The following is a 12,324-nucleotide window of genomic DNA, read 5'->3' as shown; positions in this document are numbered from 1 at the left end:
GTTACAGATCAGCAATGAAGACTCAGCAGTTCGTGATTATCGGTTTGGGACGTTTTGGCTCCAGCCTGGGATTGCAGCTTATGGAAATGGGATGTGAGGTGCTCGGCATCGACAGAGATGAAGATGTCGTGGAGGAAATGAGCGAGCATCTGACTCATGCGGTGGCCGGTGACGCAACCGATGAGCAGCTGCTCCGTTCCATTGGGGTCCGCAATATGGATTGCGGCATCGTGGCCATCGGAGATGATATCCAGATGAGCATTCTCGCCACCATTTTATTGAAGGAACTGGGCATCAAAACCGTGGTGGCCAAAGCGATCTCCAAGCTGCACGGAAGGGCGCTGGAAAAGCTGGGGGTAGACCGTATCGTATATCCGGAGCGGGATATGGGCATACGGGTCGCCCACCAGCTGGTCACCCCCAATCTGCTTGATTATTTGCAGCTTTCCAAGGACTACACCATCGCGGAGCTGAACGTGCCGTCATGCCTGGACGGCAAGACGCTGTCCGAGCTTAATACGCGAACCCGCTTCGGCTGCAGCATCGTGGCCATTCACACGAGCAACGGAGTACTGATTGCGCCTACGGCAATGGATAAGGTGCACTGCGATGACATCATGGTCATCATCGGCACAAACGATAATATCGGTCGTTTTGAAGAAGAAGTGGTCAACCGGTAATCATCCTGTCTATTTCTACTTGCAAAAAAGGTCAAGGACAAAATGCTGTCCTTGACCTTTTACTTCATACCATCCGGTAACCGGCAAAGGAGGCGCGGGTTTCCCCGATCCATTGTCTGGCCGCCGGACCGTGCTCGGCCGTTTCAGAATAGATGAGGCAGGTCGTGCGCCGGGTCTCCTTCAGTTCGGGAATATAGAGCGCCACCAGCCCGTTATCCCGCAGCAGCTCGGGGCGCAGATATGACTTCGGCAGCAGGGCTGCCGCCTTGCAGGTTGGAAGCAGCCGGACAATCGCCTCAAAGGAGTCGATTTCCATGCGGATATCGGGCATGATTCCGCTCAGCTGGAACAGTTCGTCGGTCAGCCGTCTGTACCAGGTGCCTTTGGAGAAGGTGATCATCGGCAGACTCTGCAGATGGGACATCCCGATCAGACCGTTTTGGGAAGTCAGAGGATGGCCGCTCGGAACGACCAGCTCCAGATGGTCGTCAAACAGGGGAACACAGCTCAGGCCCGGTTCTTCAATGGCGGAGCCGACAATACCGGCGTCGGCCTTCTTGTCACGCACAAAACCGACGATTTCATGCGTCTTGCCTGTCAGCAGCTTGAGCTCGGTGTGCGGATGCTTGTTCATGAAAGCTTCCACCAGTGTGGGCAGGGTCGTCTGAATCGTCGTGAGGCTCGCGCCAAGTGTCAATTCGCTGCCGCCATCGTTTTTATATTGCGACAGCTTTTGCAGGAAGCGGATTTGCCGCTGCCGCTGCTCCAGGGCAAAGGTATAGACGAACCGGCCGGGAGAAGTCAGCTCAAGGCGTTTTCCGCGGCGGTTGAACAGTTTGACACCCAGTTCCTCTTCGAGCTTGACGATTTTACGGGACAGGGCCGGTTGTGATAAATTTAACAGCTTTGAGGCTTTATTCAGGCTGGACTGTTCAACTACGATGGCATAGGCGTTCATTTCTTCAAACATAAAAACATTGCTCCTTTCTGCCGGATTTTCGGCTGTGCGGCCGGATTGGCAGGATTCAGAGGCCTTCTGGCCACATATGCATAAAAGGTATAAGTTTTAATAAATATATTGCAATTCCATTATAAGATAAAAAGGAGTAACATGTAAGCGACACAAGTTGTTCAAATTTGGACGTGTAAATTTATGGAACACTTTGTCGCATCCTCCCACCGGGGGTTGTTATAATGAATATGTCTTATGAAAACGCTGTTATTGGAAAGGGGTACACAACGTATGAAAGGGTATTATTCCCGCAAGATTCACTCCCTGCTTGGTGTCATTCCGCTCGCTCTGTTTTTCGTTGAGCATTTGATCACCAACTTTACGGCTGTGGAAGGCGGCAAGGAGGGCTTTAACAGGAGCGTGGCATTCCTGAACGGCCTGCCGCTCGTATTGGTATTGGAGATCTTCCTCATTTATCTGCCGCTGCTGTTTCATGGCATTTATGGTTTGTATATCGCATTTCAGGCCAAACCAAACGTAAACAATTACGGATACGAGCGGAACTGGAGATATCTCCTGCAGCGCATTACGGGAATCATCGCTTTCGTGTTTATCATCTGGCACGTGTACGATACACGCTTTCAGGTTGCGCTCGGCAATGTGACGCATGAGGAGCTTGGCGGAGTGATGCACAATATTGTGACCAATCCTCTGTACTTTACTCTTTATCTGATCGCTGTTGTATCCGTATCCTTCCATTTTGCCAACGGCCTGTGGTCCTTTTGCGTAAGCTGGGGCATTACGGTCGGACCGCGGGCGCAGCGTGTGTCCTCCTATATTTGCATGAGCATTTTCGCCATTATGTCGATTATGTTTATTGCAACGCTCTTCGCATTCCGCGGGGCGGAATTCCAGGAGGCAACGGCACTTGCGCAGTGGATTGGGACTTTTAAGGCTTAAATCCCGTTTCCGGGCAGGAAAACGTCCCGGAGCATATACCCATGCAATATTCAAGAAGGAGTGAGCAGTCATGGCAGCAACCAAAGTTATTATCGTGGGCGGCGGCCTGGCCGGTCTGATGGCGACCATCAAAGCGGCTGAGGCAGGGGTTCACGTAGATCTGTTTTCATTGGTTCCGGTAAAACGTTCGCACTCCGTATGCGCCCAGGGTGGCATCAACGGAGCAGTAAATACGAAAGGGGAGGGCGACTCCCCTTGGATTCATTTTGACGATACGGTATACGGCGGAGACTTCCTCGCCAATCAGCCGCCGGTCAAAGCAATGTGCGAAGCCGCACCCGGCATCATTCACCTGATGGACCGCATGGGCGTAATGTTCAACCGTACGCCAGAGGGTCTGCTGGATTTCCGTCGCTTCGGGGGGACCCAGCATCACCGTACGGCGTTTGCAGGCGCAACAACTGGACAGCAGCTGCTGTACGCCCTGGACGAGCAAGTTCGCCGCTGGGAATCGGCTGGTCTGGTCACGAAATACGAGAACTGGGAGTTCCTGCAGGCCGTCGTTGATGATGAGGGCATCTGCCGCGGCATCGTCGCTCAGGATTTGAAGACGATGGAAGTGCAGACGTTTCCGTCCGATGCGGTCATTCTTGCGTCCGGCGGACCTGGTATTATTTTCGGCAAGACGACGAACTCCGTCATCAACACAGGTACAGCCGCTGCAGCGGTGTACCAGCAGGGTGTACGCTATGCGAACGGCGAGTTCATCCAGATTCACCCGACGGCCATTCCAGGGGATGACAAGCTGCGGCTGATGTCCGAATCCGCGCGCGGCGAGGGCGGCCGGATCTGGACCTACAAGGACGGCAAGCCATGGTACTTCCTGGAGGAGAAATATCCGGCCTACGGCAACCTTGTGCCCCGCGATATCGCTACCCGCGAGATCTTCAGCGTTTGCGTGGATCAGGGGCTGGGCATCAACGGCGAGAACATGGTGTACCTGGATCTGTCACACAAGGATCCGAAGGAGCTGGACGTCAAGCTTGGCGGTATCATCGAAATCTATGAGAAGTTCGTAGGGGACGACCCGCGCAAGCTTCCGATGAAAATTTTCCCTGCGGTTCACTACTCCATGGGTGGCATGTGGGTTGACTACAACCAGATGACCAACATCCCTGGACTGTTCGCCGCCGGCGAATGCGAGTACCAATATCACGGTGCAAACCGTCTGGGAGCGAATTCCCTCCTGTCCGCCATCTTCGGCGGCATGGTTGCGGGGCCTAAAGCGGTCGAGTATATCAAAGGCCTGAAGAAATCGGCCCAGGATGTGTCCTCTTCCGTATTCGAAGGCTACAAAAAGAGACAGACGGATAAATACGAAAAGATTCTGCGCAACGAAGGCAACGAGAACGCTTATGTTATCCATAAAGAGCTTGGCGAGTGGATGACCAACAATATGACGGTTGTTCGTTATAATGATAAGCTGGAAGCGACGATCAACAAGATCAAGGAATTGAAGGAACGCTACACGAAAATCAATATTAACGATGCTTCGCGCTGGAACAACTCGGGCGCGGCCTTCACACGTCAGCTCTGGAACATGCTGGAGCTGGCCGAAGCGATGACCAAAGGTGCGCTGCTGCGCAACGAAAGCCGTGGCGCGCATTACAAGCCGGATTATCCGGACCGCAACGACGAAGATTTCCTGAAAACAACGATTGCTGACTGGACGCCTGACGGACCGGAAATTTCCTATGAGCCTGTTGACGTGTCGCTGATCCCGCCGCGGATCCGCGATTACTCCAAGAGCAAATAAGAGCTAAGTATTTAATAGCCTGTTTAATACATGCAGCCAAGCTGCCCGGTCCTGACCGCACTGTGCGGGAGACAGGGCCGGAGAGAAAGGATGAAGAAGCGATGTCCACAGTGACCAAAACGGTGAAATTTAACATTACCCGCCAGGACACACCGGAATCGGCACCGTACAAGGAAGAATTTGAAGTGCCGTATCGTCCGGGCATGAACGTGATCAGCGCGCTGCAGGAAATTCAGCGCAATCCTGTCAACAGCGGGGGATCCAACACGTCTCCGGTCTGCTGGGAGTCAAACTGTCTTGAGGAGGTGTGCGGTGCCTGCTCGATGGTCATTAACGGCAAGCCCCGCCAGGCCTGCGCCGCTCTGGTCGACAAGCTGGAGCAGCCGATCACCGTAGCTCCGATGAGCACCTTCCCTGTCGTACGGGACCTTGTCATCGACCGCAGCCGCATGTTCAGGGCGCTCAAGAAGGTGAAGGCATGGATTCCCATCGACGGAACCTATGATCTCGGACCCGGACCACGCATGGCTGAGACGAAGCGCCAATGGGCCTATGAGCTGTCCAAATGCATGACCTGCGGTGTCTGCCTGGAAGCCTGTCCGAACGTCAATGAGAAGACGAACTTTATGGGGCCTGCTCCCATTTCCCAAGTTCGCTTGTTCAACAGCCACCCTACGGGTGAAATGAACAAGGATGAGCGTCTGGACGCGCTGATGGAGGACGATGGCATCGAAGGCTGCGGCAACTCGCAAAACTGCGTGCGCTCCTGTCCGAAAGGCATTCCACTCACAACCTCGATTGCGGAAATGAACAAGGAAACGACAAAGCGTATGTTCAAGCGTTGGTTAACTGTATAAAAACTTGCCAGTTTCATGATGTTGTGATACTCTAACTGTAAAAATATGTGATGATGTGACAGAAGCACCGTTCACCAGCCCATACCAGTGGTTGATGAACGGTGCTTTTTAGCAGAGTGGGGTGACATAATCTCATTCTGCAGTTGCTCCTCGACCCGTTCCAAAGTGATGCAGTCCAGGCGGCAGCCGAATAAGGTGATATGTGGCGAAACCACGTTCACCTATAAGTTTCAGTTCCTGAACCGGAGTATTAAAAATGTGGGACAAGAATTTAGACCCCTGATGACCCTGTAGCTTATTTTAAGCAATCTTGATCCGATTCATATGGGGGGAATATGTTTCAGCCATTAGTAACGATACAAAGGATTCAGATATTAGACCTTTTCAAAAATTAGGGATTGGCACAGATATTACAACCATTCCAATCACGGCAGCTGGAAGGATACAGCAGTGTAGCCCAGGATAAGTATGGTCATGAATTTACAGCTCCGGAAAGGATGTTGTCTATTACTATGCGAACTTGTCCAGCTACGATGACTTTAGGTCCTCTGTAACTGATATAGTAAGACTTGTCAAGGAAGATAAGTCCCTCTACTGTGTTAGGTCTATTATGGTTACAATTTCATTCTGGTTTTTTGAAGGATGTTGTTCCAAAGAAGGGGAAGGCAGCAGTTTGTAGGCTGGAAAATGAGCAATAGGAAAGAACCGACTAATGCCGGTTCTTTAATGAAACCCTTCACTAATCGATTTTTTTGTCTTGGAGATCCATTGTTTTTGGGGGAGTTTGTGGGATCGTCCTGACCAGTAAGTTCATCGTCTTATCAAGCTGAGCCAATCGCTTCTCTAATCCCTCCATTTGTTTGTTAAACTTAACAAGAATGGTCTGCAGAAGAATGAGGGAAATGGCAATTGGAAATCCAACATTTCCAATTAACTGAACAGCAGCTTGTAGATCCATAAAATGCAACTTTTTTCCTCCCTTGCGTTCTTACATATATACCAAAACTTACAAGGAGGATTCAACTTAATGAAAAATCTCGCGCGCGGTATTTTATCTTTATGTTTAATCGGAACATTACTTCTCTCTGCATGCGGGAAATCAGATGACACTGACACTCTTTCCAATAGCGAAGAACCTACCAACACAACAAGCCCAGCACCTTCAACCAACAATACACCAACAAACACAGAAAGTCTGATCGACCCAGTCGAGCAAGAAGCAATTAAGGACATCACAGCAGCCGATTTTAAGAAAGGCGTCTTTATTGACTTTGACAAGTATAAAGGCAGATTCTTTGACGAAAACATTATCTCCAAGTTAAAGAACAATCTTGAATCGGTTGTGGAGAACAACAAAGAAAAGTTTAAAGAGAATTTGAATAAGGAGTCTTTAGAATCTATAAGAGAAGGCTTCTTTTACACAAACGAAAGCGATCAATTTATGTTCTATGATCTGGATCTTATAGAAAAAGTCGATGAACAAATTAGAGTAGGCGTGCGCTTTGCAAAAAAATCCTCAGACGGCAGTATTGAAAATCAAGGTATTACTTACTTCTTTACTAAGAACGAAACAGGCGAATGGGGGATTGAAAATATTGATTAAAACCTAATAGAGGCGGCTCCCTCGTAAGGAGCCGCCTTGTTGTTGCTTAAGGGGTCTGTCAATATTTTTGTGTAAACTCATTTAAAGTAGTCCCCCGAGGGGAATGCATCCTTATTTTTATTCAACTACTGTAATCGCAGGTGAATAGCCGACAGAAAAGAGAGGTTTGACGAGATATACACTTGTCAGACCTCTTTTTCTCATAAAAATTGTCATTTACTTCTTATGGGTACATCTCTACAATAGGTTGTATTCAACATAAAAAAAGGTAAAGGATGAATTAATTTGAAGAAGCTGACAATGGCGTTATGTAGTATTGTTTTGCTTACATTTACAGGTAACATGGCAATTGCAAGCCCCCTTACTCAAGTAAATGTTGACGGGAACTTACTAACAGATTTGAAAAGCCCTATTGTCAAGAACAGCACTACGTTTGTTCCTATACGTGTACTTGAACATTTGGGAATGAAAGTGAAATGGAATAATAAAACAAAAATCGTGAATATCTCTGATAGATCTAATAATCTACAGTTATCTGTAGGCAGTAAAACTGCTCTTAAGGATAAACAAAAAATAAGCCTTAGCACTCCACCATTTATAAACGGAGGGACCACATATGTGCCTCTAAGATTTATTGGTGAAAATTTTGGCTCTACTGTAGAGTGGGATTCTAAAAATAACGGGATTGTTATTATATCTCTAGACGTAGTGGCAGAGGCTAAAGAGTTAATTAAAAGTGGTGATTTGGCAAAGGCTAGATTAGGAGTTATTTCACTGCCAAGAGTCCAGTTTCATGAATCGACAGATCGGCCTGAAGGAGAAAGTTTCAGTTTTATTTTTCCGGAAAACGATTACTCCAAAATGTATTTCGTCTGGAGCGACAGTATTTATTATTATGAGCTGAAAAACGGTTATGTTAGTTTGTTGTGGGAAGGTAAAATTGATGTTTCTAAGCAAAACGACACCTCCAATCCCCTATCCAAGCTCTTGGGTGGTGGATTAAAAAGTGTATGGGGTGAGCAACCATCTGTCACCAAGAGATTGGCTTACTTTAACGATTCTTCCGGATCAGTTGGTACGAGAGGCGAATATGGGATTATCGATACACAAGGAAATATAATTGTTTCGAAAAAAATCCTTGATGCGAAGCAGCTCTCAGATGTTGTTGTTAATATACCAGAAGAAAAAAAATAACCTGTAAAACATAATAGGGTGTTCCCAAAGTTTACTTTTGGGACACCCTATTATGTTTTCGGATGGAAGTGCTCTAAAAGCCTTGTTTGGTCTGTTCAAGTATAATTATGATAAAATATACAGCAAGGCTGAGCCCGTCCGCTGCGCAAACAGCCTGCCGGTTATGGATATGGGATGAAACGGGTAATGGTGAGTACATCATCTGAAAGGGGTGTGCTTATGCATATCGGCATCCTGATCTTTAACATTATCGGTTTGATTGCGCTTGTCTACGGATTTTACCGGCTTGAAAAGCGGTTTACGAGCAAAGCCGTCCTGCTCGCGCCGATCCTGATCTATATGCTCGTCACGGCGGAGGACCTGCTCGGCCTGATCGACATCAGGAATTATGTGCCCGGCACCGGAGGGCTAAGAGCTTTAATTCTGCTGTTTTGCCTGGCTTCCGCAGTGTTTTACATACTGTATATTTTTAATAAAATAGCCGAATCCGCCCATGATCACGTGAATTTGAAATCGTTGATGGTCCGGATCAGTACGGCTACGGCCTGCTGCATCATTTTTTTTACGATGATCTATACGACCGTGTACAAGCAGTTCGGGGACAGCAGCTTTTCGGGGGACGGCATCGGTGAGGATACACTGAGCCAGTTTATTTCCTTCCTTTATTTCAGTGTGGCCACCTTCACGACTGTCGGTTATGGGGATATTGCGCCAAGGGATAACACGGCGCGGCTGGTTGTCATCATGGAAGTATGCTTCAGCTTTATTACGTTAACCTATGCGCTTTCCATGTACAGCATTTTTCGTAAAATTTTCAATGGAGATAAGCAAACAGAGAAAGAAGAGGATTGACGGGATTGGAGTGACGGACGAACGATGGGGAAAAGTCAGCATATTCATCGTCCGGCTGCGGATGATATGGAAGATACGGAAGATATAGCTTTGTCTGCACGTGCCGACAACAGGGCTGCTTCACGCACGGAAACGGAACGGCAAACGCGGATGTCCCGGCGCAGTTTTCTGAAGAAGGCTGCCGCCGCCGCAGTGGGAACGGCCGCTTTGGCCGGAGGTTATGCAGCGGTGTGGGAGCCGGGAAATTTGGAAGTTACACAGTTTACAGTCCATTTACCGAGGCTCCCGGCTAGCTTTAATAATATGCGGGTGTTCCATTTTAGCGACATGCATCTGGGCTTCTTCAAGGATGAAGATGATATGCGCCGCATTGCATCCGTGATCAACGGGCTGCAGCCGGATATGATCTGCTTCACGGGAGATATCGTTGATGATTATGCCGAGTCCATGGCCGGCTCCGTACCGATTTTGAATTCCCTGCATGCGCCCTTGGGCAAATTCGCCATTCTCGGCAACCATGATTATCGCGGAATCCCGGAAGGTGTAGAGGCTTTATACAAGAAGACAGGTTTTACGCTGCTGAAAAATGAGCATTATGTCATTCATAAAGACGGACAAAGTATGGCGGTCGTCGGACTGGAGGATATTTTCATGAGCGCTCCCGACCCTGAGGCGGCACTGCAGGGCCTGCCTGACGGCATGTTCAAGCTGCTGCTCATGCATGAGCCGGATTATGCCGATACGGCTGTCGGCTACGGATTTGACATGCAGCTCTCGGGCCACACCCACGGAGGGCAGGTCAGAATCCCGTTGCTGGGGGCTTTGCTGCCACCACCAGGCGGCCGTAAATATATCCATGGGCTATACAGGGTCGGAGCGGAGGCCATGCCGCTCTATGTCAGCAGAGGAGTCGGGACGACGAAGCTGCCGATCCGTGTGCTGTGCCGGCCTGAAGTTTCGCTTATAACGTTGAGAGCGGCACTTTGATCATAAGCGTTGTCCTGTCTGGCTTGAAGCCGGAGCATGGGCTGAGAAAGGGAATGATGAGGATGGAACGCGTTGCGGTTGTTTCGGATATACACGGGAATTTGGAGGCATGGAATGCCGTCGTGCAGGATATCGATGCCAAGGGGATAAGCCGCATCATTTGTCTCGGAGATTTGGTGGGGAAGGGACCGAATCCGGTGGAAGTGACGGATCAGGTACGCAGCCGGTGCGAGGTGGTCGTCCGTGGCAATTGGGATGAACTGGTCGGGACCAAACGGGACGATGACAACTTCACCTGGCATGCGCAGCGGCTCGGTCCCGAGCGCGTAGCTTATCTAGCTGGACTGCCCTTTCATCATGACCTGGTGATGAGCGGAAGACGCATTAGGCTGGTGCATGCGTCACCGCAAAGCGTATATCATCGGGTGCAGCCCTGGGACCCGGCCGAGAAACGGCTGGCAATGTTCGATTCGCTTCCGGACGAAAAAGGGGATGAAAGGTTTGAACCGGACGTTGTTGGATATGGCGATGTTCATAATGCCTTTTTACAGCATTTTCGCGGGAAGACGCTCTTTAATACAGGAAGCGTAGGCAATCCGCTGGATTTGATTCAGGCGTCGTATTGTATATTGGAGGGATTGCCTGGCAGCGAGGAGAATGCGCCGTTCTCCATTCAGTTCATACGGGTCCCTTATGATATCGAAAGGGCCGTTGTCCAGGCGGAGAAAGCCGGAGTTCCGTCACTCGATTATTACGTTCGCGAATTGAGAACAGCCATATATAGAGGGCTTCAGGATTAAGCATGGAATATTGCGAAGGAGGAGGCACATGCTGACGAGACAAAGCCTGCTCAGCGGGCTGCCCGAGCTTCACACGGAGCGTATAAAGCTGAGGCCGCTGGGTGTGGAGGACTACCAGCCGCTGCGGGCGCTTCTGTCGCTGCCGGACGTCATAAGGTATATGAACCGGAACCGCAGACCGCCGGTGGAACGGGCAGGCCGGCTGTTCCGGCAAATCCAATCCGGCTCCGCGTCGCTGGAGTCCATTCACTATGCGATCATCCCGCAAGAGATGGAGCGGATGGCAGGGCTTGTTTCGTTTCAGCATTGGCATGAGAAGAAGGGGGAAGCTCAGATCGGCTATTTGCTTGATCCGGCATGCTGGGGGCAGGGCCTCGCGGCAGAGGCTGCTGCAGGCCTGCTTTCCTTCGGGATAGAGAGCCTGGGGCTGAAGCGGATTGAGGGGCGCTGCCACGAGCGTAATAACGCATCAGCGAAAGTGCTGCTCAAGAACGGCTTTCGCTACATCCGCAGAATCGGATTGGCGGGGCCGCTGGATGACGGGGATGGAGTGCTCGTCTATGAGCTGACATCTGAAGTCTATTTTGCTATGGATGATCTTAAAAAGAAAAACTAGATTTTGTTACATAAATGAAACATGGATGTAAAAAAATTCTAACAGAAAGGGGGTACAATACAAACATGACCCCCTTTTGAATAATATATATGCTGTTGAGACCCGGCGAACGGGTCTCCTTTTTTTTGTCATGCAGACTGCGGTCTGTCTTCTGTGAAAGTACGTCGCTAGACGTTTTTTTACAAAGGCACTGTCTTTTTCTTCATTTCCTTATAATATACCCACTCGGTGAAGCCGATTTCCCGCAAACGGGTGCGGACCTGCTCCCATTCATCTCCGACACGGGACGGAATATGGGCGTCAGAGCCAAAGGTGACCTCCACCCCGTAATGCAGCGCCCGCTCCAGAATGGCGTCTGACGGATACCAGCCGCCCGCAAGCTTCGTTTTGCCCGAAGTGTTGATCTCGATAGCAACCCCGCATTCGGCGATAATCTTAAGCGCACTATCGATTGCTTCATCGGCGGCAATTTCCGAGAAAAGAGGATAGTTCCCTTTCATGGCGTCAATATGGCCGAGGATTTGAAACATGCCGCTGCGCGCTGATTGGGCAATCAGCTCATAATAACCTTCCTTTACGGCGATTTTCTGTGCCTTGGTGAGATTATTCCAGCGGTTTTTGTTGAAAATGCTGACCCCTTCGGTATTATGTACGGAACCGATCAGGTAATCAAAGGGGTATTTGGCCAGAGTGGAGCGGTACAGCTCCGCATATTCGGGGAAATAGTCCGTCTCCAGCCCGAGCAGAACGTCGATTCGTCCCTCATACTCTTTTTTCAGCTCTAGCACTTCCTGCACATACTCCGCAAGCTGGGATTTGGCCATATAGATATACGGGAAAGCCTGATCCTCCTCGCTGCAAAGGTAAGGGGAGTGATCGGAAATACCGATGACCTGCAGACCTGCCTGGATACCGGCCTCGATATAATCGCGGATATTGCCATCGGCATGGCCGCAGCGGAAGTGATGGGTATGCAGATCAAATTTCATAAGTTATGCGCCTCCTGT

13 protein-coding genes are annotated in these 12,324 nt (G+C 49.7%); 10 read left to right on the top strand and 3 right to left on the bottom strand.

What is annotated here, in order from left to right; translation table 11 throughout:
• Positions 1–14 precede the first annotated feature (14 nt).
• Positions 15–680: a potassium channel family protein gene (locus ACE5KN_RS19415; RefSeq protein WP_375524322.1), complete on the top strand. Its 666-nt coding sequence runs from the start codon at positions 15–17 to the stop codon at positions 678–680.
• 64 nt (positions 681–744) lie between these two features.
• On the opposite strand, the gene ACE5KN_RS19410 is transcribed toward ACE5KN_RS19415, so the two are convergent.
• Positions 745–1,650 carry a LysR family transcriptional regulator gene (locus ACE5KN_RS19410; protein ID WP_375524323.1) on the bottom strand — a complete coding sequence of 302 codons (906 nt, stop codon included), beginning with the start codon at positions 1,648–1,650 and terminating at the stop codon, positions 745–747.
• A 273-nt stretch (positions 1,651–1,923) separates the two neighbouring features.
• Between ACE5KN_RS19410 and ACE5KN_RS19405 the strand changes: the two genes are divergently transcribed.
• The 3 genes from ACE5KN_RS19405 (at position 1,924) to sdhB (ending at position 5,265) form a co-directional block, all read left to right on the top strand.
• The gene (locus ACE5KN_RS19405) at positions 1,924–2,592 is read left to right on the top strand and encodes a succinate dehydrogenase cytochrome b558 subunit (protein WP_375524324.1); all 669 of its coding nucleotides are present in this window, start codon (positions 1,924–1,926) and stop codon (positions 2,590–2,592) included.
• A gap of 70 nt (positions 2,593–2,662) precedes the next feature.
• Positions 2,663–4,408 (top strand): succinate dehydrogenase flavoprotein subunit, encoded by a 1,746-nt coding sequence (sdhA, locus tag ACE5KN_RS19400; RefSeq protein ID WP_375524325.1) that lies wholly within the window; start codon positions 2,663–2,665, stop codon positions 4,406–4,408.
• 101 nt (positions 4,409–4,509) lie between these two features.
• The gene (sdhB, locus tag ACE5KN_RS19395) at positions 4,510–5,265 is read left to right on the top strand and encodes a succinate dehydrogenase iron-sulfur subunit (RefSeq protein WP_375524326.1); all 756 of its coding nucleotides are present in this window, start codon (positions 4,510–4,512) and stop codon (positions 5,263–5,265) included.
• Positions 5,266–6,004: 739 nt separating this feature from the next.
• Here sdhB and ACE5KN_RS19390 read toward each other — a convergent pair.
• Positions 6,005–6,223 (bottom strand): YvrJ family protein, encoded by a 219-nt coding sequence (locus ACE5KN_RS19390; RefSeq protein WP_511215702.1) that lies wholly within the window; start codon positions 6,221–6,223, stop codon positions 6,005–6,007.
• Between the two features lie 69 nt (positions 6,224–6,292).
• Between ACE5KN_RS19390 and ACE5KN_RS19385 the strand changes: the two genes are divergently transcribed.
• From ACE5KN_RS19385 to ACE5KN_RS19360, 6 genes are all read left to right on the top strand, one after another.
• Positions 6,293–6,868, top strand: a complete 576-nt coding sequence (locus tag ACE5KN_RS19385) for a hypothetical protein (protein ID WP_375524328.1) — start codon at positions 6,293–6,295, stop codon at positions 6,866–6,868.
• A gap of 285 nt (positions 6,869–7,153) precedes the next feature.
• Positions 7,154–8,062, top strand: coding sequence for a copper amine oxidase N-terminal domain-containing protein (locus ACE5KN_RS19380; RefSeq protein WP_375524329.1), 909 nt, complete (start codon positions 7,154–7,156; stop codon positions 8,060–8,062).
• A 219-nt stretch (positions 8,063–8,281) separates the two neighbouring features.
• On the top strand, positions 8,282–8,914 hold the full coding sequence (locus ACE5KN_RS19375; protein WP_375533135.1) for a potassium channel family protein: 633 nt from the start codon (positions 8,282–8,284) through the stop codon (positions 8,912–8,914).
• Positions 8,915–8,938: 24 nt separating this feature from the next.
• Entirely contained in the window at positions 8,939–9,901 is a 963-nt protein-coding gene (locus ACE5KN_RS19370; RefSeq protein ID WP_375524331.1) for a metallophosphoesterase, read from the top strand.
• Between the two features lie 62 nt (positions 9,902–9,963).
• Complete coding sequence (locus ACE5KN_RS19365) at positions 9,964–10,701, top strand: metallophosphoesterase family protein (RefSeq protein ID WP_375524428.1); 738 nt, start codon at positions 9,964–9,966, stop codon at positions 10,699–10,701.
• Between the two features lie 28 nt (positions 10,702–10,729).
• Positions 10,730–11,317 carry a GNAT family N-acetyltransferase gene (locus ACE5KN_RS19360; protein WP_375524332.1) on the top strand — a complete coding sequence of 196 codons (588 nt, stop codon included), beginning with the start codon at positions 10,730–10,732 and terminating at the stop codon, positions 11,315–11,317.
• 179 nt (positions 11,318–11,496) lie between these two features.
• Here the strand turns inward: ACE5KN_RS19360 and ACE5KN_RS19355 are convergent, their stop codons facing one another.
• On the bottom strand, positions 11,497–12,306 hold the full coding sequence (locus tag ACE5KN_RS19355) for a histidinol-phosphatase (protein ID WP_375524333.1): 810 nt from the start codon (positions 12,304–12,306) through the stop codon (positions 11,497–11,499).
• Between the last annotated feature and the right edge of the window lie 18 nt (positions 12,307–12,324).

It is taken from the genome of Paenibacillus terreus (assembly GCF_042138595.1).
In the GTDB taxonomy this organism is placed as follows: domain Bacteria; phylum Bacillota; class Bacilli; order Paenibacillales; family Paenibacillaceae; genus Paenibacillus; species Paenibacillus terreus.
The sequence above is the reverse complement of the archived record's forward strand: the minus strand, read 5'-3'. Positions and strand labels throughout refer to the sequence as shown.

Excerpts from the sequence above, each read along its gene's own strand:
- sdhB (WP_375524326.1), top strand. The coding sequence starts at position 4,510 with ATGTCCACAGTGACCAAAACGGTGAAATTTAACATTACCCGCCAGGAC.
- sdhA (WP_375524325.1), top strand. The coding sequence starts at position 2,663 with ATGGCAGCAACCAAAGTTATTATCGTGGGCGGCGGCCTGGCCGGTCTG.
- ACE5KN_RS19355 (WP_375524333.1), bottom strand. The coding sequence starts at position 12,306 with ATGAAATTTGATCTGCATACCCATCACTTCCGCTGCGGCCATGCCGAT.
- ACE5KN_RS19415 (WP_375524322.1), top strand. The coding sequence starts at position 15 with ATGAAGACTCAGCAGTTCGTGATTATCGGTTTGGGACGTTTTGGCTCC.
- ACE5KN_RS19360 (WP_375524332.1), top strand. The coding sequence starts at position 10,730 with ATGCTGACGAGACAAAGCCTGCTCAGCGGGCTGCCCGAGCTTCACACG.
- ACE5KN_RS19375 (WP_375533135.1), top strand. The coding sequence starts at position 8,282 with ATGCATATCGGCATCCTGATCTTTAACATTATCGGTTTGATTGCGCTT.
- ACE5KN_RS19385 (WP_375524328.1), top strand. The coding sequence starts at position 6,293 with ATGAAAAATCTCGCGCGCGGTATTTTATCTTTATGTTTAATCGGAACA.
- ACE5KN_RS19365 (WP_375524428.1), top strand. The coding sequence starts at position 9,964 with ATGGAACGCGTTGCGGTTGTTTCGGATATACACGGGAATTTGGAGGCA.
- ACE5KN_RS19405 (WP_375524324.1), top strand. The coding sequence starts at position 1,924 with ATGAAAGGGTATTATTCCCGCAAGATTCACTCCCTGCTTGGTGTCATT.
- ACE5KN_RS19370 (WP_375524331.1), top strand. The coding sequence starts at position 8,939 with ATGGGGAAAAGTCAGCATATTCATCGTCCGGCTGCGGATGATATGGAA.
- ACE5KN_RS19410 (WP_375524323.1), bottom strand. The coding sequence starts at position 1,650 with ATGTTTGAAGAAATGAACGCCTATGCCATCGTAGTTGAACAGTCCAGC.
- ACE5KN_RS19390 (WP_511215702.1), bottom strand. The coding sequence starts at position 6,223 with ATGGATCTACAAGCTGCTGTTCAGTTAATTGGAAATGTTGGATTTCCA.